This is a genomic window from Acidovorax sp. GW458-11-26-14-TSB4 (assembly GCF_059423865.1).
Window position 1 is genome coordinate 244354 of the sequence record NZ_JBWKYR010000005.1, and the last position, 18945, is coordinate 263298.

13 protein-coding genes and 1 other RNA gene are annotated in these 18945 nt (G+C 69.6%); 7 read left to right on the plus strand and 7 right to left on the minus strand.

Annotation, left to right across the window (positions count from 1 at the left end):
- Positions 1–90: 90 nt before the first annotated feature.
- Together ffs and AC07X5_RS13720 are read left to right on the plus strand one after the other, a co-directional pair.
- Positions 91–187, plus strand: an RNA gene (ffs, locus tag AC07X5_RS13715) — signal recognition particle sRNA small type.
- Positions 188–489: 302 nt separating this feature from the next.
- Positions 490–1158: a hypothetical protein gene (locus AC07X5_RS13720; protein ID WP_494770617.1), complete on the plus strand. Its 669-nt coding sequence runs from the start codon at positions 490–492 to the stop codon at positions 1156–1158.
- 196 nt (positions 1159–1354) lie between these two features.
- On the opposite strand, the gene AC07X5_RS13725 is transcribed toward AC07X5_RS13720, so the two are convergent.
- Genes AC07X5_RS13725 through AC07X5_RS13735 form a run of 3 tightly spaced genes read right to left on the minus strand, consistent with a single transcriptional unit; the run spans position 1355 to position 8774 of the window.
- Entirely contained in the window at positions 1355–2719 is a 1365-nt protein-coding gene (locus AC07X5_RS13725) for a TIGR03862 family flavoprotein (RefSeq protein WP_494770618.1), read from the minus strand.
- Between the two features lie 38 nt (positions 2720–2757).
- Positions 2758–6231, minus strand: coding sequence for a UvrD-helicase domain-containing protein (locus AC07X5_RS13730; RefSeq protein ID WP_494770619.1), 3474 nt, complete (start codon positions 6229–6231; stop codon positions 2758–2760).
- Positions 6228–8774: a PD-(D/E)XK nuclease family protein gene (locus tag AC07X5_RS13735; protein WP_494770620.1), complete on the minus strand. Its 2547-nt coding sequence runs from the start codon at positions 8772–8774 to the stop codon at positions 6228–6230. The genes AC07X5_RS13730 and AC07X5_RS13735 overlap by 4 nt, the downstream gene beginning before the upstream one ends.
- Positions 8775–8883: 109 nt before the next feature.
- On the opposite strand from AC07X5_RS13735, the gene trxA reads away from it, so the two are divergent.
- Both trxA and rho read left to right on the plus strand, forming a co-directional pair.
- On the plus strand, positions 8884–9216 hold the full coding sequence (gene trxA, locus AC07X5_RS13740; protein ID WP_322595820.1) for a thioredoxin TrxA: 333 nt from the start codon (positions 8884–8886) through the stop codon (positions 9214–9216).
- A 258-nt stretch (positions 9217–9474) separates the two neighbouring features.
- Positions 9475–10737 (plus strand): transcription termination factor Rho, encoded by a 1263-nt coding sequence (gene rho / locus AC07X5_RS13745; protein ID WP_007847642.1) that lies wholly within the window; start codon positions 9475–9477, stop codon positions 10735–10737.
- Positions 10738–10965: 228 nt separating this feature from the next.
- Here the strand turns inward: rho and AC07X5_RS13750 are convergent, their stop codons facing one another.
- Complete coding sequence (locus AC07X5_RS13750; RefSeq protein WP_494770621.1) at positions 10966–12357, minus strand: CoA transferase; 1392 nt, start codon at positions 12355–12357, stop codon at positions 10966–10968.
- Between the two features lie 225 nt (positions 12358–12582).
- Between AC07X5_RS13750 and AC07X5_RS13755 the strand changes: the two genes are divergently transcribed.
- The 3 genes from AC07X5_RS13755 (at position 12583) to AC07X5_RS13765 (ending at position 16116) form a co-directional block, all read left to right on the plus strand.
- Positions 12583–12849 carry a type B 50S ribosomal protein L31 gene (locus tag AC07X5_RS13755; protein ID WP_409955326.1) on the plus strand — a complete coding sequence of 89 codons (267 nt, stop codon included), beginning with the start codon at positions 12583–12585 and terminating at the stop codon, positions 12847–12849.
- Positions 12850–13042: 193 nt separating this feature from the next.
- A complete protein-coding gene (locus AC07X5_RS13760; protein ID WP_494770622.1) occupies positions 13043–14752 on the plus strand; it encodes a hypothetical protein in 1710 nt (569 codons plus the stop codon).
- Positions 14752–16116: an MATE family efflux transporter gene (locus AC07X5_RS13765; RefSeq protein ID WP_494770623.1), complete on the plus strand. Its 1365-nt coding sequence runs from the start codon at positions 14752–14754 to the stop codon at positions 16114–16116. Before AC07X5_RS13760 ends, AC07X5_RS13765 begins: the two co-directional genes overlap by 1 nt.
- Here AC07X5_RS13765 and phoR read toward each other — a convergent pair.
- From phoR to phoU, 3 genes are all read right to left on the minus strand, one after another.
- Positions 16073–17425 (minus strand): phosphate regulon sensor histidine kinase PhoR, encoded by a 1353-nt coding sequence (phoR, locus tag AC07X5_RS13770; RefSeq protein ID WP_494770624.1) that lies wholly within the window; start codon positions 17423–17425, stop codon positions 16073–16075. The two genes, AC07X5_RS13765 and phoR, sit on opposite strands and share 44 nt — an antisense overlap.
- An 81-nt stretch (positions 17426–17506) precedes the next feature.
- Positions 17507–18223 carry a phosphate regulon transcriptional regulator PhoB gene (gene phoB / locus AC07X5_RS13775; protein ID WP_494770625.1) on the minus strand — a complete coding sequence of 239 codons (717 nt, stop codon included), beginning with the start codon at positions 18221–18223 and terminating at the stop codon, positions 17507–17509.
- A gap of 15 nt (positions 18224–18238) precedes the next feature.
- The gene (phoU, locus tag AC07X5_RS13780; protein ID WP_409955336.1) at positions 18239–18940 is read right to left on the minus strand and encodes a phosphate signaling complex protein PhoU; all 702 of its coding nucleotides are present in this window, start codon (positions 18938–18940) and stop codon (positions 18239–18241) included.
- Between the last annotated feature and the right edge of the window lie 5 nt (positions 18941–18945).

Here is an 18945-nt window from a genome sequence, read left to right on the forward strand (position 1 = left end):
AGAGCGGATCCATGGAAAAAACCCATGGCCGCAAGGACAAACAGGCCATCGAAGCCGGCCCGCGGCTTCGCACCCGCTACAATAGCCTATGACGGGCCTCCCCGCATGGCAAAGCGGCCAACCGGGTCAGGTGGGGAACCAAGCAGCCCTAACTGTGGAGTCAGTGCCGGGGGTAAGGCTCGTCAACTTCTTCTTTGCTGCCGCGCGTGCGCGCAGCTTACGGGCGCGAGGCGCCACGTGCGCGCACTGCGCGACCCAACCGCTGGCAACGGCCCCTTCCATAAAACGAGCTTTTCAACCGTGTCGGTGCTGTCCGACACAGTTTTGCGTCGCTCGACCCTTTCCGCCAGCGTGCGACAGGTGCACACTTTGTGACATCGCTTATCCCTCCTTTCGGGTGCTGCCATGTCCACCGCCACGACCGCGCAAGTGTCCCATGCCCGCCGCAGCACAACGGTGCATTTCCATGGCCCTGCCGCAGCAGCAGGCATGCCTGCCCGCCCCTGGTTCCGGCCCGTGTGCGCCGCGGGCATGCTCCTGTTCGGCACCGGGCTGGCGGCCGCAGCCGATGCGCAAAATTTCGGGGACGCAGCGATGTCCAGCCTGCAGGAAGAGACCGCCACCAGGCTGCCCGCGGCCTATGAGGTCAACAGCGCGGTGCTGCCAGACTTCGGCGACTACCCTGCGCGCAACAACCCTTCCCTGTCGGGCGGCTTGGGCGGCAGCGCCCCCAACACCCAGCACCTGGACATCACGCGCTGGCTCTCGCCACAGGCGCGCGCCGGCTTCGGCCTGTCCCTGGGCCTGAGCGCACCTGCGCCAGGCGCAGCGCCGCTGGCCGCGGAAGCCGGCGCACCCGCCAGCCTGGACATGGGTGTGCGCTGGAGGTCCCGGCTGGAAAGCGGGCGCCAGTTCGACATCTCGGCCTGGGCCCGCACGCCGCAGGGCACGCAGACGCCCCCTGACGCTCTGGGCCTGATCCGGCAGTCGCAGCAACCCTTGTACGGCACGCGCCTGGAAATGCAATGGGCAAGCTCGAAAACCGGCGGGCTGACACCTGAGTTCGGTGCCGTCGGCGTGCAGTTGCAAAGCGGCTCGCGCCTGGTGCTGCGCGCCCGCAAGGGCGGCCCCATGCTGTACTACCGGGCCAAGTTCTAGTGTCCTGAGTTGGAAGTCCGTTGAAGAAAGAAATCTGCCGAAATCGCTGCCAGGCTACGCGCAAAGCACAGCCATGCCGGGTGGCATGGCGCGCATTTGTAACAACGCATGGCGGCGATTGTCGGGAGATTGATTCAACGAATTCCGAACTCGGGACACTAGGCCTGTCAACACTGATTTCGGGGTCGCGAAGGCCCTAGTGGGCCTGGGCCAGCCAGCGCAGTGCGCCCTCGCCCGCCACCTTGCCGCTGGCCATGCTGGCGGTGAGCAGGTAGCCGCCGGTCGGCGCTTCCCAGTCCAGCATCTCGCCAGCGCAGAACACGCCTGGCGCGACCGTGGCCATGAGGTGCGCGTCCAGCGCCTCGAAGCTGACGCCGCCGGCCGTGCTGATGGCTTCGTCCAGCGGCCGCGCGGCCACCACCGTCACGGGCAGGGCCTTGATGGCGTGGGCCAGGGCCACCGGGTCGGCCATGCCGTCCTTGCCCAGGTGCTCGTAAAGGATGCCGGCCTTGATGCCATCGAGCCCCAGGCGGCTTTTGAGGTGGCTGGACAGCGAGCGCGAGCCGCGCGGGTGGCGCACTTCCACCAGCACGCGTTCGGGCGTGTGGTCGGGCAGCAGGTCGAGGTGGAAGGTGGCGTGGCCATGGGCCTCGATCTCGTCGCGCAGCAGCTGCGAGACCGCATAGACCAGGCTGCCTTCCACGCCCGTGGCCGTGGCCACGAACTCGCCCCGGCGATGAAAGCTGCGCCCTTCGCTGTCGGTGAAAGCGATGGCCACCGTCTTGAACGGCTGGCCGCCAAAGCGCTCGGTGAAATGCGGCGTCCAGCCCACGGTGGGCGCCGGCGTGCGGCCTATCAGTTCGCGCAGGAAGTCGCGCCGCGTCTCGCCGGCAGGCGCATCGGTGCGCACCACGTCGAAGCCGCTGTTGGCCGGGCGCAGCGGCGCCACGGCCACGCCGCGCGCCTCCAGCAGCGGCACCCAGGCACCATCGGAACCCAGGCGCGCCCAGCTGCCGCCGCCCAGCGCCAGCACGGTGGCGCGCGCGCTCACGGCGACTTCGCCAGCGGGTGTGGCGAAACGCAGCGCACCGCCCTGCCCGGCATCGGCCCAGCCCAGCCAGCGATGCCGCATGTGGAACTGAACGCCCTGGCTGCGCAGGCGCTGCAGCCAGGCGCGCAGCAGCGGCGCGGCCTTCATGTCGGCCGGGAACACGCGGCCGGAGGTGCCCACGAAGGTCTCCACACCCAGGCTCTTGGCCCATTCGCGGATGGCAGGCCCACCAAAAGCGGTGATCAACGGCTCCACCTGCTGCTCGCGGCCGGCAAAGCGGGTGGCAAAGACCTCGTGCGGCTCGGAATGGGTGAGGTTGAGCCCACCCTTGCCGGCCAGGAGGAACTTGCGCCCCACCGAGGGCATGGCGTCGAACAGGTGCACGGCCACACCGGCCTGCGCGAGCGCCTCGGCCGCCATCAGGCCGGCCGGGCCGCCGCCCACGATGGCGACGTCGCAGGCCAGGCCCGGGGCGGCCGCGTCCTGGGCTGTGGAGGTGCTTGGATTCATGGTGGTGGGCTTTCGGAAATCGGAACAACGGCAGGGGGTCAGAACAGCGAACCCTGGGGCGAATCATCCACCGCAGGCGGCGCCCGGCGCGGCCTGGCGGGCACGGGCGGCGGAGGTGCGGCGGGGGCGAGAGTATGCCCCACGCCAGCCGCCCCACCCGCCACACCGGAATCCGCAGGCACCACGACCATGCGCCCATCCCCGGTCAGGAAGGCCGCGTGCACCGGCTCGCCGGGCATCAGCGCACGCACCGCCTCGCGGTAGCGCTGCAACTGCGCCACCAGGCCGGGCTGGCGCTCGGGCTGGGCGGCGCTCTTGTAGTCGAGCACCCACCAGCCGCCCGCGGGGCCTCGGCGGTGCACCAGCCGGTCCAGGCGCAGGCTCTGGCCCTGGTGGTTGAGCGGCGCCTCGTTCATGGCGCTGTCCACCTCGGCCGGATCCCAGGCCCAGGCGCCCTCGCCCGCCAGGATGCGCTGCGCCAGCTGCGCCGCGCGTGCGGCCGCGGCGGGAGTGATCTCGTGGTCCTGCGCCAGGCGCGCCAGGCGCGCGGGCTGCCAGCCCTGGTGGCGCAGTTGGGCCAGCGCCATGCCGGCCACCCCGGCCTGCTCCAGCAACTGGTGCATGGCCTCGCCCAGGCGGGATTCGGGGGTCGATTCCTGCGGTCCGGTCCGGCCGCCCTCGCCCAGGCCCCCGAACCCTTCGACCAGGCCCGCGCCCGATTCGCCTTTGCGGCCCTGGCCCAGCTCGGGGGGCAGCACGGGCAAGCCGGCCACAGCGAAGACGTCCTGCACCTCCCCGGCCACGGCCGCTTCGGCCCCAGCCCCCGCCTCCCGGGACACATCCACCTCCTCGACCAGCATGGCCAGCCGGTTCCACCAGCTGCCTGGGGAAGAGCTTGCGGGCTGCACCGACGACAGAGCCAGGCAGTGCTTGGCCCGTGTCATGGCCACATAGAGCATGTTGAGTTCCTCGCGCTGGCGTGCCTGCTGCTCCAAGGCCAGGGCATCGACCGCGCTGGGCGGCGGGCTCGATTCGCTGGCCAGGAACACGAAACCCGTGGGCACGGCCTGCTCGCCCGGCCAGTCCACCAGGACGCCCATGGTCTCGGCCTTCTGCGGCCGGGTGTCCGTGTCGAGCAGCAGCACGCACTCGGCCTCCAGCCCCTTGGCACCATGCACCGTGAGCAGGCGGATGGCCTGCGCATCCACGCGGCCGGGCGCACGCACCCCGCCCTTCTTCATGGCGCGCACAAAGGCATAGGGCGTGAGGTAGCGCCCGCCATCGTGCTGCAGCGCGGCCGCCAGCAGGGCGCGCAGGTTGGCCTGCACCACTGCGCGCTGGGTGGCTGGTGCCGCCGCCGCAAAGCGGGCCAGCACATCGCCGTGGGCATAGATGGCATGCAGCGCATCGTGCGGGGGCAGCGTGTCCACCCAATCCTTGTACTGCGCGAGCACCGGGCCGGCAGGGCCCGCTGGCGTGGCGTGCACCAGTTCCTGGCGCTGCAGCAGCTCGTACCAGCTGCATCCCGCATGTTCGGGCTGGCGGCGCAGCAGGGCCAGGGCCACGAGCGCATCGTCCCCCAGGCCGAAGAGCGGCGACTTGAGTGCACGCGCCAGCGACAGGTCATGCCCGGTGGAGACCAGGGCGTCGAGCAGGGCCACCATGTCCTGCACCTCGGGCGCATCGAACAGCTCGGCCTTCTCGGGCTGCACACAGGGCAGGTGCAGGGCGCGCAGCGCGTCCTGCATGGAGGCCAGGCGGTCGCGCTTGCGCGCCAGCACCAGCACCTCCTTGGGCGCCACGCCACCGGCGATCTGCGCGGCCACCCAGCGCGCGGCCTGCTCGCATTCGCGCATGCGCTGGGTTTCCTCGGCCTCGTGGCGCGGTTCGGTCAGGCTGTCGCGCCAGGCCAGCAGGCCGCTGCGGCCTGAAGATCCATCTTCGTCCAGGGGGCCGATGGCGGGCAGGCGCAGCAACTCACCCGGGTCGGTGGATTCGGTCGTGTGGTCGCGAAAGCCGCTGGTCTCGCCCTGCGCCTGCGCCGTGCCCAGGGCATCGTTCACCGCGGCGATCACGCCCCGGGCGTTGCGGCGCGTGTGGTCGCAGCTGAGCAGGTCACCGCCCAGGCCATTGCGCACGAAAGCCTGCGCCGCAATGAAGACCTGCGGCTCGGCCCGGCGAAAGCGGTAGATGCTCTGCTTGGGGTCGCCCACGATGAACACGCTGGGCGCCGCGGCCCCACCGCCCGAGCCTGCGTAGCCCGACAGCCAGGCGTGCAGGGCCTGCCACTGCAGCGGGTTGGTGTCCTGGAACTCGTCGACCAGCAGGTGGCGCACGCGCGCGTCGAGCCGCTCCTGCACCCAGCCGCTGAGCACCGGGTCGGCCAGCATCACCAAGGCCGTGCGCTCCACGTCGTTCATGTCCACCCAGCCGTGCCGGTTCTTGACGGCGGCGAACTCCGCGATCAGGCAGCGTGCCAGCCGCGCCATGCGCTGCTGGTGCTGCCAGGCATCGTGCTGGCGGCGCGCCAGCAGCAGGCGCTGCAGCTCGGGCTCGGCCTCCTGCGCGGCGGCGAACTTTTCGAGGTTCTTCGACAGCCGGTCTTCCTTGGCGACGAACATCGCCTTGCGCAGCAGGTCCAGGCGCAGGTCCAGGTCGTCGCAGGCAAAGGCATCGACGATGGCATCGGCCGCCTTCTGCGGCGTCTTGGCGGACTCGGCGCCCAGGGCCTGGGCGCGGTCGAGCCAGCGGCGGCGCACCAGGTCGCCCCGCAATTCATCGGCAGGGCTGGCAAGGCCCGCCAGCTCCGGGCAGTGCTCGGAAAACGGCGGCACCGAGGCATCGACCACCCCGGCCTCGTCGGCCAGGTCGAACTCCACGCGCTTGGACAGGGCCGCCGCGAGCGCCTTGTGCGTCTGCGAACGGCCATGGCGGAACACGGCGGCTTCGTAGTCGGCGCGCAGGCCGGCGTTGCTGTCCACCGCTTGCAGAAAGGGCTGCCAGACCTCGCGCACGGCCTCGGCATCGTCTTCGAGCAGATCGAAGTTGGCCGGCAGCCCCTGGGCCTGCAGCAGTGCCAGCGGCGCCGTTCCCAGCAAGGCGGCAAACCAGCTGTGGAAGGTGCGGATCTGCACCGGCCGGCCGCTCTCCAGCATCTGGCGGTACAGGCCGCGCAGGGCCTCGCGCTGCTCCAGAGCCCGCTCGGGGTGGATGCCACGCGCCACCAGCTCGCCAGCAAGCTGGTCCAGCGGCGCCTGGGCAAATTGCTCCAGCCATTCCTGCAGGCGCTGGCGCATTTCGCCCGCGGCCTTCTTGGTGAAGGTGATGGCCAGGATCTCGTGCGGCGCGGCCCCGTCGAGCAGGGCGCGCAGCATGCGCGAGACCAGCATCCAGGTCTTGCCCGCGCCCGCGCAGGCCTCGACCGCCACGCTGCGCTGCGGGTCGCAGGCGATGGCATAGAAAGCCTCGCGCGAGACGGCCTGGCCGTTGTGTTCGTATGCAGCCTTCGTCATGCCCAGAAGTCCTTGCGGCACAGGCCGCGCGCTGCACAGTACTCGCAGACCATGCCCTCGCCCAGCGCGGGCATGGGATCGCCCGCGGCAATGCGCTCGAAGTCGTGCTGGATGCCCTCCACGAGCAGATCGCGCAGGTGCACCACGTCTTCCTGCTCGTGCATCTGCGTCTCGCCGCGCTCGCCCACGTTGACGTAGGCGGCGCGCAGCGTGTCATGGCTCAGCAGGGCGGCGTAGAAGGCCAGCTGCGTGTCTTCGGAGCCAGCGCCTATGCGCTGGCGCGTAACCGCATCGCTCTCGGTCTTGTAGTCGATCACCAGGGGCGTCACCTCGCCCGTACCCGACACTCCGTCGATGCGGTCGATGGTGCCCACCAGTTCCAGCGTGCCCAGCGGCTGGGTGGTTCGGAGTTCGGCCTGCCGGAAGGCCGCCCCTGCCTGTTCGTGCTGCGCCAGCCAGCGCAGATAGCCATCGCGCACCTGCGGCCAGCCCGCGGCGAAGGGCAGGAAGTCGCCGCCCTGCAATCCCTGGCGGGCGGTGACGGCCTGGGCCGATGCGTCGAGCCGGCGCACGCGCGCAGGACCGGCATCGAGCGGTGCCTGCAGCAGGCCCTCGTGGAAATGCTGCAGCACCTCGTGCAGCCAGTTGCCGAAGTCGCGCTTGTCCACCTCGCCGCCCAGCTCCTCCGCCTCCTGCAGGCCCAGTTGGCGCAGCGCAAAAAAGCGATAGGGGCAATGGCGCAGGTCCGAGTACGCGGTGGACGAAAGCCTGTGCACCGGCAAGGCCTGGCCGCTGGGCAGCGGACGGGCGGTGGGTGCGCTGGGCACGCTGCGCGCAAGGCGCATGTCCTCGCCCGCATGCGCAGCCCCATCGAGCTGCAGGGCCAGCACCAGGGCGCTGGCCAGCAGCGGCTCGCCGCCCTCGTCGCCGGTGCGCCACAGCACATCGACCACCGGGGTCTGCAGCGCGCTGCGCCAGGCCAGGCGCTGCGCGGCCTCCAGCGATTCGCGCGTGGGCAGGCCCCAGGCCTCGCGCTGGGCCTGCGTCCAATCGCCGGGCGGCTCGGGCGCGGGCTGCAGGCGCTTTTCGTCGCAGCCCGGCAGCACCAGCGCGGCAAAGGTGCGCGCCAGCAACTGCGGCAGCGGCAAGATCACGACCGGCGCACCGGGAGGCGGCGGGGGCACGAAGCGCGCGGCCTCCAGCACCTCGTCGGCCCAGCGCGTGAATTCGGCCAATGCCATGCGCCGGCCCACACCCTCCCAGGCGTCGAGCTCGGCCTGCAAACCCTCGGGCAGGCGCAACAGGGCCAGCACGCGTTCGCCCGCGTCGTCGGCCTCCAGCACGGCCCACTGGCCCGTGGCCTCGAGCAGCCCGCGCAGGGCCGCGAGCCACTGCACCAGCGGGCGCGCCGCGCGCAGGCCGGCACGCCAGGCTTCGGCCTCGGCCACGGCGGCGGCCAGCGCCGGGTGCGCACTCCAGTCGCGCGCAGCCACGGCATCCCAGCGCGCCAGAGATGCCCGGCGCAGCGCCTTTTCCAGCGGGTTTAGAGTGGCGGCCCGCCATGCGGGCACCTGCTTGAGCCAGGCGAGCACCGCGTCGGCATCGGCATCCCAGGCGCAGGCCTTCAATCCCGCCATGACCTGCGCGGCCGCGCGCGTGGTCGACAGGGTCCAGCCGCTTTCGTCGCGCACGTCCACGCCACTGCTGCCCAGGTGGGCGCGCACGCGGCGGGTCAGCGCCCGGTCGGTGGCGGCCAGCACCACGGGGGCACGGCCCGCGGCCAGGTGCGCGAGCACGCAGGCGGCGGCGCGCTGCGCCTCGTCTTCGGCATCGCTGGCGGCATGCAGGGCGATCTGCCCCTGCACTCCGGCATCCTCCCCGGGGGCATACAGCGGCAGCACCAGGCCCCGCTCGCCCCAGTGCGCAAGCAACGCGGCGGCCAGCGGCTCGGCCTGGAAACCTTCGAGCACCACCAGCGCGTCCGTGGCAGCGCGCACGCCCGGCTCGAACAGCACGTCGGTGGCGTAGCGCGAGGCCAGCGCCCATTCGAGCGCAATGCGTGCCACCGCAGCCTCGAAGCGCAGCGTGCTGCCCTCCTCCGCCGCGGGCAGCAGGCTGCGCGCCTGCGCGCCCCAGGCATCGCGCTCGGCCGGCGGCACCGCAGCCACGGCCAGCGCCAGTTGGGCAGCGGCCTCCTGCAGTGGCGTGGCCAGCACGTCGCGCTGCGCCGACAGGCCCGCCTGGTCAAGCAGGGTGCGCGCGGTGAGGGTGTCGCGTGCCACATCGCCCGCCAGGTCCCGGCCCTCGGGCACGAAGACGGCCAGCTGGTGCGCCCAGTTGCGCGTGGTCTCGAAGCGCGGAACAAAGCTGTCGGGCTGCTGGCGCGCCCACAGGCGCTGGCCCCAGGGCATGAGCTGCGCATAGGGCACCAGCACCACGGCGCGGGCCGGGTGGGCGCCGCAGGTGGCCAGATGCTGCGCCACTGCGCCCAGCACCCGGGCCCAGCATGGGGCCGCCTGATCGGTTTTAGCTATGACAGTCATAGCATCGGATGGCTTGGCCACACCGGTGAACGTGGGATTGGTTTCTGTCACAATGACCCAACTTTATACGTACCCCGGTCCAAAGCCACCCAGATACAAGGATTACGCCATGGCCAGCGAACTCATCAAGCACCTCACCGACGCCAGCTTCGAAGCCGACGTACTGCAGTCCACCACCCCCGTGCTGGTGGATTATTGGGCCGAATGGTGCGGCCCCTGCAAGGACATCGCCCCCCACCTGGACGACCTGGCCAAGGCCTACGAAGGCAAGCTGCAGGTCGCCAAGCTGAACATCGACGAGAACCGCGAAACGCCCGCCAAGTTCGGCATCCGCGGCATTCCCACACTGATGTTCTTCAAGGACGGCCAGCTGTCCGCCACCAAGATCGGCTCCATGCGCAAGGAGCAGTTGACGGCCTTCGTCGACCAGCAACTGGCATGACGCCCACGCTGGCGGCACCCCGGGCCGGGGTACCGCCAGCCGTTTTTTCAGCGCCGCTTGCATCTCTTCACATGCCAGAGCGCAGCGGCCCGGCCCTCCCGGATTTTTTCCTGTCATAATTCCAGCAGATCACCGGCTTGCACGCATTGGCAGCCGGTTCGAGAGATCCTCAGGCACGCCGTGACTGCCATCAGCAGACCACCGGCGAACAGCCCACCTCCCCCGAGACACCTACCTACTCCGCCAAGGAGTCATTCCATGCACTTAAACGAACTCAAGGCACTGCACGTGTCTGAAGTCCTGAAGCAGGCCGAAGAACTCGAAATCGAAAACACGGGCCGGATGCGCAAGCAGGAGTTGATGTTTGCCATCATCAAGAAGCGCGCCAAGGCCGGCGAGCAGGTGTTTGCGGACGGGGTGCTGGAAATCCTGCCGGACGGCTTCGGCTTTCTGCGCAGCCCGGACACGAGCTTCACCGCCAGCACGGACGACATCTACATCTCGCCCAGCCAGGTGCGCCGCTTCAACCTGCACACCGGCGACATGATCGAAGGCGAAGTGCGCACGCCCAAGGACGGCGAGCGCTACTTTGCCCTGACCAAGCTCGACAAGGTCAACGACGGCCCGCCGGAGCAGAACAAGCACAAGGTGATGTTCGAAAACCTGACACCCCTGTTCCCCAAGGAGCAGATGCGCCTGGAACGCGACGTCAAGAGCGAAGAGAACATCACTGGCCGCATCATCGACATCATCGCGCCCATCGGCCGCGGCCAGCGCGCGCTGATCGTGGCCCCGCCCAAGAGCGGCAAGACGGTGATGATGCAGCACATCGCCCACGCCATCACGGCCAACAACCCCGACGTGCACCTGATGGTGCTGCTGGTGGACGAGCGCCCTGAAGAAGTGACCGAAATGCAGCGCACGGTGAAGGGCGAGATCATCGCCTCCACCTTCGACGAGCCCGCCGCCCGCCACGTGCACGTGGCCGAGATGGTGATCGAGCGCGCCAAGCGCCTGGTCGAACTCAAGAAGGACGTGGTGATCCTGCTGGACTCCATCACCCGCCTGGCCCGCGCCTACAACAACGTCGTGCCCTCCAGCGGCAAGGTGCTGTCCGGCGGTGTGGACGCCGCTGCGCTGCAGCGCCCCAAGCGCTTCTTCGGCGCCGCGCGCAAGGTCGAGGAAGGCGGCTCGCTGACCATCATCGCCACGGCCCTGGTCGACACCGGCAGCCGCATGGACGAAGTGATCTTTGAAGAATTCAAGGGCACGGGCAACTGCGAAATCCACCTGAACCGCCGCCTGTACGAAAAGCGCGTGTTCCCCGCCATCGAGCTCAACAAGAGCGGCACGCGCCGCGAAGAGCTGCTGCTGGTGCCCGAGATCCTGCAGAAGACGCGCATCCTGCGCCAGTTCATGTACAACATGGACGAGATCGAGTCCATGGAGCTCATGATCAAGAACATGAAGGCGACCAAAACCAACGTCGACTTCTTCGACATGATGCGCCGGGGAGGGTAACACCCCCCCCTGAGGCGCTGGCGCGCCTTCTCCCTACTCTCGAATGGCTGCGCCCTTCGGGAAGGGGGACACCTCCAGCGCGGCGGGGCGGCCCTTGCACGGCGGTTCTGTCCTGGGCCATGCGCGTTCCACCGGCATGTGGAACACGACGCCGTCAAAGGCGGCTCCAATCTCTCTGAACGCCCCGCAGGCTTCACGGCCTGCGGGGCGTTGTGCCATCTGCGCCACCTACCAGCACGCCTGCGCGGAACCCAGCGCCAGCGCCGGCCGGTCCCAGCACATGGCGGCCCCTTGTACCTCCAGCGGAGCGCGCACCCGCCGGGCCGGGCCCCACGAGGTGGACTCCAGCGCTTCACCCACATCACCCGCCCGCTCGGGCGCCAATGGCTCCAACGGATGGCGCTGGGCGGACACCAGCCAATGCGCCGTGCGCGCCAGCGACAGCCGCGCCGTGCAGCCTGCGCCCGTGGCCCTGCGTTGCGCCAGGCCCCGGACCGCGGCGGCTGCCATCAGGTAGCCCGTGGCATGGTCGATGGCCTGCACCGGCAAGGGGGTGGGCCGGTCGTGGCCGCCTTCGCGCATGCCGGCCTCGGCGATGCCTGTGCTCATCTGCACCAGGCTGTCGAAACCGCGCCGGTGCTGCCAGGGTCCGCCCCAGCCGTAGGCATTGAGCGATACGTCCACCAGGCCCGGGTTCAGGGCGCGGCGCCGCTCGGCCCCCAGCCCCAGACCCTCCAGAGCGCCGGGCCGCAGGCCGTGCACCAGCACATCGGCCCGGCCCAGCAGTTCCTCGAACACCAGACGCCCTTCGCGCAAGCGCAGGTCGAGCCGCGCGCAGCGCTTGCCCAGCACCACCTCGGGCACGGTGACGGGCTCGTCCCAGCCGGGCGGGTCGATGCGCAGCACCTCGGCGCCAAAGCCGGCAAGGAAACGGGTCGCAGCGGGGCCGGCAAGGATGCGTGTGAGGTCCAGCACGCGCACACCGCGCAGCGGCCGGGCAGGGTCGATGCGCCAGGCGGGCAGCGGCAGCGTTGGCGCAAAAGCCTCCCAATGCACCAGGGGCTCGGCCCGCACCGCCAGGCCTTGTGCATGGCGTGCCCAGCCGTCGGTGCTGCGCATCGCAGCGGCGCAGCCACCCCGCTCCACCACGGCCGCCTCCAGCGCATCGGCATCCCAGCGGGCCACGGCGCGCGCAACGGCCTCCCGGTCGGCCGCCACGCCGAGCACGGCCAGGGCCGCCTCGCGGTGCTGCGGTGCGTTCGTGTGCAGGCGCACCCAGCCATCGGCCGCGCGGTAGTCGCCCGCCACGGCGTCCCACACGGGCGGCAAGGACCAGCCCTCAGGGCGCAGCGACATGCCGAACCAGAACGAGGCCAGCCGCCGGTCCACCTGCACGGCGGGCCAGGAGCCACCTTCCATTGCCAGCAGTTCGGCCAGCGCCAGCCCCGCCACCCCGACCGAAGCCACGGCCAGATCGGTCACCGGAAACACCGAAGGCAGATCACCCTGGCCGGCAACGGACAGGCACTGCCGCGCCGACGCCGGGCCTTCCAGCGCGGCCCATGCCCCATCGACCAGCGCCAGGGCGCCTGAAGGCGCAGGGTGTGTGGAGACCGCCATGAAAACCTCCTTGAAAGAGGCTTCCCAGAATAGGTACACCCCTTTCATTGTCAAATATGGGCTTGTCAGCGCAGCGGCGGGCATTGATACTCCCGCGCCCACCTTGAACAATTTTCTGCGCAGGCTATAATGGAGGGCTTTTATTGCGGAAAGTACGCTGGATGCTCCACGGCGCAAAGGTTGCTCCGGGTCCCGCACGGCTCCCGCACTTGACAAGGATTGATCATGAAAGAAGGCATTCACCCCAACTACCGCGAAGTGCTGTTCGTGGACCTGTCCAACGGTTTCAAGTTCGTGACCCGTTCGTGCGTGAACACCAAGGAAATGGGCACGACCGACGACGGCCGTGAGCTGCCCCTGTTCAAGCTCGATACCTCCAGCGAATCGCACCCTTTCTACACGGGCACGCAGAAGTCCGTGGACAACATGGGCGGCCGCGTGGAGAAGTTCCGCAACCGTTTCGGCAAGACCACCGCTACCGCTGCCAAGTAATCCTTCGCACGCTGTACGCCAAGAAGGCAGCCCGGGCAACCGAGCTGCCTTTTTTATTGCCTCCCGGGCGCGCCACTCCACCCGCTTGCGATCGGGGTTACCAGATTTACCCTGACCGCCAGAGCCTGCTGACGGAACCCGTGCGCTTATCCCTTATTCTTGGCGGCTCCCTCCCAAAGCCCCTGACCAACGCGTGAATCCACCCACCCCAGCCATCGTCACCCAGAATGCCGTGCGGCCGTTGCCACGCTGGGCCCTGATGCTGCTGTGCATTGCCTACGTGATCCCCGGCTTCGTGGGCCGCGCTCCGTGGAAGAGCGCCGACATCACCGCCTACGGCTACATGCTGGAGCTGGCGCATGGCCGCACCCCCTGGCTCAATCCGCTGCTGGGCGGCATGGCGCCCGAGACCGAAGGCCTGCTGCCCTACTGGATCGGGGCCCTGGCGATCCAGTGGGCGCCCTCCTGGCTGTCGCCCGAAATGGCCGTGCGCATCCCGTTTGCCGCGCTGCTGGCGCTCACGCTCATGGCCACCTGGTACGGCGTGTACTACCTGGCGCGCAGCCCGGGCGCGCAGCCCGTGGCCTTCGCCTTCGGCGGCGAGGCAACCCCGCTCGACTACGCACGCGCGATTGCCGACGGCGCCCTGCTCGCCCTGATCGCCTGCCTGGGCCTGGCCCAGCTCTCGCACGAAGTGACGAGCTACCTGGTGCAGTTGAGCTGCACCTCCTTCCTGTTCTTTGCCTTCGCAGCCCTCCCCTACCACTCCGGCAAAGCGTGGGCGGCCATGCTCGTGGGGGCGTTCGGCCTCACGCTCGCCGGGGCACCGGCCCTTACGGCGCTGCTGGGTGCCAGCGGCGTGCTGCTGGCCCTGCACCTGCCTGGCAAGGACGAGCGCCAGTGCAAGGCCTGGGCGGTGGCCACCGTCCTGGTCATCGTGGCCGCCGCGGCGCTGGCCTGGCAGCTCGACCTGTGGCGCTGGCGCATTGTCAGCACCGAGGGCGGCGGCAAGGAGTGGGCGAGCTTGGCGCGCCTGCTGGTCTGGTTCGGCTGGCCGGCCTGGCCGCTGGCGCTGTGGACGCTGTGGCGTTGGCGCAAGCAGATCGCCAGCCGCCAATGGCACCGCCACCTGCTGCTGCCGCTGTGGTTCACGGCGGTCTCGGTCGCGGCCACCATCACCACCCAGCCGGCCGACCGCGCGCTGCTGCTGGGCCTGCCGGCGCTGGCCGCGCTGGCGGCCTTTGCGCTGCCCACGCTCAGCCGCAGCATGGGGGCGCTGATCGACTGGTTCACGCTGATCTTCTTCAGCGTCTCGGCGCTGGCCATCTGGGTGATCTGGATCGCCATGCAGACCGGCGTGCCGGCCAAGCCGGCGGCCAACGTGGCCAAGCTGGCGCCCGGCTTCGTGCCGCAGTTCTCTCTGCTGGCCCTGGTGGTGGCGCTGGCGGCCTCGGTGGGCTGGTGCGCGCTGGTGTGGTGGCGCGCCTCGCGCAACCGCGCGCCGATCTGGAAGAGCCTGGTGCTGCCGGCCAGCGGCGCGGCCCTGAGCTGGCTGCTGCTCATGAGCATCTGGCTGCCGCTGCTGGACTTCGCGCGCAGCTACGTACCGCAGATGCGCGCCATCACCGCCGTCGTCGGGGAGGGCCCTGGCTGCGTGCAGACCGTGGGGCTGAGCCGCGCCCAAGTGGCAGCCCTGCAGTACCACGCCGGCCTCACGCTGCACCCGGCCAGCCTGTCGGTGGCCGGCTGCGAGTGGCTGGTCTCGGACATCGCCTCCTGGCCCGCTCCCGCCTCCGCGGTGGACGGCCTGCAATGGGAGCGTGTGGCCACCGTGGCGCGCCCCACCGACAAGACCGACTTCCTGCTGGTGTTCCGCCGCATCGAAACCGAAACCAAACCCTGATGAGCGAGCTGTCGACCATTTCCCGCCACGCCGTGACGGTGCTGGCCGGGCAACTGGCCGTGATGGCCTTCGGCGTGGCCGACACCATCGTGGCGGGCCGCTACAGCGAGGCTTCGCTGGCGGCGCTGTCGGTGGGTTCGGCCATCTTCATCAGCGTCTACGTGGCACTCATAGGCGTGCTCAGCGCCCTGCTGCCGGTGTGGGCCGAGCAGCGCGGTGCGGGGCAACAGCAGCAGCTGGGCGCCTCGCTGCGCCAGTCGCTGTACCTGTGTGCGGTGGCCAGCGCCCTGGGCATGGCCGTGCTGCTCTCGCCCGGTGCCGTGCTGCGCTGGACCGAGGTGCCCGATGCACTGCGCAGCGAGGTCGAAAATTACCTGGCCGTGCTGGCACTCGCGTTGCCGCCGGCCCTGCTGTTCCGCATCTACAGCACACTCAACCAGGCGCTCGGGCGCCCGCAGCTGGTCACCTGGCTGCAGGTGGGCTCGCTGTTCATCAAGGTGCCGCTGTCCATCTGGTTCACCTTTGGCGGCGTGGGCCTGCCGGCGCAGGGCGCCATGGGCTGCGCCTGGGCCACGCTGGTGGTCAACTGCAGCATGCTGGCCCTGGCGCTCTGGCTGCTGCGCACCCAGCCGCTGTACCAGCCGCTGGCCCTGTGGAAGCCGCTGGAGCGCCCGCACTGGCCCACCATCGCAGGCTTTGCGCGCCTGGGGGTGCCGGCGGGCCTGGCAGTGATGGTGGAGGTCACCTCCTTCACCCTCATGGCCTTGTTCATCGCGCGCCAGGGCACGGTGGCCTCGGCAGCGCACCAGATCGCCTCCAACCTGGCGGCCGTGCTGTACATGGTGCCGCTGTCGCTGTCGATTGCCGCCAGTGCGCGCGTGAGCTGGTGGCTGGGGGCGGGGGAGCCGCTGCGCGCGCGCAGCGTGGCCTTGCTGGGCATGCGCCTGGCCTGCGCCATGGGCCTTATCCTGGCAGTGCTGATGCTCCTCGGGCGCAACCACCTGGGCGCCCTGTATTCATCGAATGCGCAGGTGGTGGCGGTGACGGGCGGGCTGCTGGCCTGGGTGGCGGCCTACCACGTGGCCGATGCGCTGCAGACCCTGTGCGTGTTCGTGCTGCGCTGCTACCGCATCACGGTGGCACCGCTGGTGGTGTACTGCACGCTGCTCTGGGGCGCAGGCCTGGGCGGCGGCTATCTGCTGGCCTACCAGGGCCTGGGCCCCTGGGGCCCGGTGGCCACACCGGCCACCTTCTGGGCCGCCAGCGCGGCCGCCCTGGCCGTGACGGCTGCGCTGTTTGCCGCCATGCTCTGGCGTGCGCTCAGGCTGCCAGCGCCTGCGGCGCTGGCGCGCGCAACCGGTTGACCGGAAAGGTCACGCAGAAGGTCGAGCCCTTGCCCAGGGTGCTCTGGATGCTGAGCGTGGCGCCATGGCGCTGCAGCACGTGCTTGACGATGGCCAGGCCCAGGCCCGTGCCCCCGGTTTCGCGCGAGCGGCTGCGGTCCACGCGGTAAAAGCGCTCGGTCAGCCGCGGGATGTGCTCGGACGCGATGCCCGGGCCCGTGTCCTTGACCGAGAACGTGGCCGAACCGTCTTCCTTGCGCACCCAGTCCACCGTGATCGTTCCGCCCGCGGGTGTATAGCGCACGGCGTTGTTGATGATGTTGGACAGTGCGCTTTGCAGCTCGGCCTGCGCGCCGGCCACGTCGCCCTGGGCCAGCAGATCCGCCTTGGACGGGAACAGCAGCGTATGCGGGCGCTGCTGGTTCTGCGTGAGCAAGGCCGACAGGGCCCGGCCCTCTTCCTCGCAGCGCTGCAACAGGCCCTGCACCGGCGTCCACTCGGCCATGCCGGGCGGCGGGCTGCCCTCCAGGCGCGACAGCGTGAGCAGATCCTGCACCACGCTCTGCATGCGCGCTGCCTGCTGGGACATCATGCCCAGGTAGCGGGCCCGCTCGTCCTGCGCCAGCGGCAGGGTCTGCAGCGTCTCGACGAAGCCGATGAGCACCGTGAGCGGGGTGCGGATCTCGTGCGAAACATTGGCCACGAAGTCGCGGCGCATGGCCTCGGCCTGCTCCAGCGCCGTCACGTCGCGCGACAGCAGCAGCGTGCGCCCGTCACCGTAGGGATGCAGGTGCACGGAGATGCGCACCGGGCGTGAAGAGGTGCTGTAGCGCCCCTCCAGCACCACATCGTGCGTGAAGTCCTGGGCCGTGTAGTAGGCGGTGAATTCCGGATCCCGCACCAGGTTGCCGATGGACTGCATGACGTCGCGCTGCGCGTCGAATCCGAAATGGGCGGCGGCCATCTGGTTGCACCACTCGATATGTCCCTGGGCATCGAGCAGCACCACGCCATTGGGCGTGGCCTGCAGCGCCGCCAGGATCTCCTGCAGCCGGTTCTGGCTGCCCTGCACTTCCTGGGCCTGCAGGCGCAACAGACGCCGCGTGCGATCAGCCGCCTCGCCCCACATGCCGCGCATGACCGGCGCGCGCGACAACTCGCCCGTGCGCAGCCAGCGCAGCACGCGGGCCCCCCGCAGCATGTCCCACACGAACCAGGCCCAACCCGCTATCGCCGCCCCGAGCCCAGCCCCCCAGGGCCCACCTTCCCACCAGCCGAGCCCCGCGCCAAGCAGTTGCAGGAGCACAAAATACGTGAATCGCCAAAGCATGCGGATCGCAAAGCCTTCTCAAAAAACACAAGGGCGCAATCGCTGCGCCCTTTCGCCAACGTATTGCCGCCCAGCCTTCAATCAAGCCTGCAGCTTCTGGGCCTGCGGCTGCGATTGTGCCGTCAGCCGATAACCCGCGCCGCGCACCGTTTCCACCATCACGGAGGCGGAGCCGAGGGCTTCGCGCAGGCGCTTGACGTGCACATCCACGGTACGCTCCTCGATGAAGACATGGTCGCCCCAGACCTTGTCCAGCAGCTGCGAACGGCTGTGTACGCGCTCGGCATGCTTCATCAGGTAGTGCAGCAGCTTGAACTCGGTGGGCCCCACCTTGAGCTGCTGGCCCTGGAAGGCCACACGGTAGGTGCCGGCGTCGAGCACCAGGTCGCCGATGGTCACGCTGTCGCTGACCTGCTCGGGCGCGCGGCGGCGCAGCACGGCGCGGATGCGCGCCAGCAGCTCCTGGGTGGAGAACGGCTTGGTGATGTAATCGTCCGCCCCGGCATCCAGGCCCGCCACCTTGTCCGGCTCGTCGCCACGGGCCGTGAGCATGAGGATGGGGATGGGCTTGGTGCGGGCATCGGCACGCCACTTGCGGGCCAGCGACAGGCCGCTCTGGCCGGGCAGCATCCAGTCCAGCAAGATGACGTCGGGCAGCACGGCATCGAGCTCGCGCTGGGCCGAATCGCCATCTTCGGCCCAGAACGGCTGGAATCCGTTGTGCCGCAGGTTCACCGCGATCAGCTCGGCGATCGCAGGTTCGTCTTCGACAATCAGAACTCGGGGTAACTTTCTCATACAGCGTTCACGGGCCTACAGCACGGCCGATTCGATCTCATCGAGGGCCGTGTGGCGCACGTCCTTGCCTTTGACCAGGTAAATGATGAGTTCGGCCACGTTCTTCGAATGGTCGCCGATGCGCTCGATGGCCTTGGCCAGGAACAAGAGGTCCAGGCTGGGCGAGATGGTGCGGGGGTCTTCCATCATGTAGGTGACCAGCTTGCGCACGAACCCATCGAATTCCTTGTCGATCAGGTCGTCTTCCTTGAGGATGGCCACCGCCATGGTGGTATCGAGGCGGGCGAAGGCGTCCAGCGTCTTGCGCAACAGGCCGGAGGCCAGCTCCGCCGCCACGCGCAGGTCGCTCGACGGCAGCGAGCGCGCGGCGCCGCTCTCGATGATGGAGCGCACCATGCGTGCCATTTTGTTGGCCTCGTCGCCCATGCGCTCGAGGTTGGCCGTGGCCTTGGAGAAGGCCATCAAGAGGCGCAGGTCGCGGGCGGTGGGCTGGCGGCGCGCGATGATGGAAGACAGCTCGTGGTCGATCTCCACTTCCATGGCATTCACGCGCACTTCGATGGCGGCCACCTGCTCCACGGCTTCGATGTTGAACTGGGACAGGGCGTACACGGCCTGGCGGATCTGCGACTCCACGAGGCCGCCCATTTCCATGACGCGGGCCGAGACGCTGTTGAGTTCGGAGTCGAACTGCGACGAAAGGTGCTTGTCGGGCATTGCTG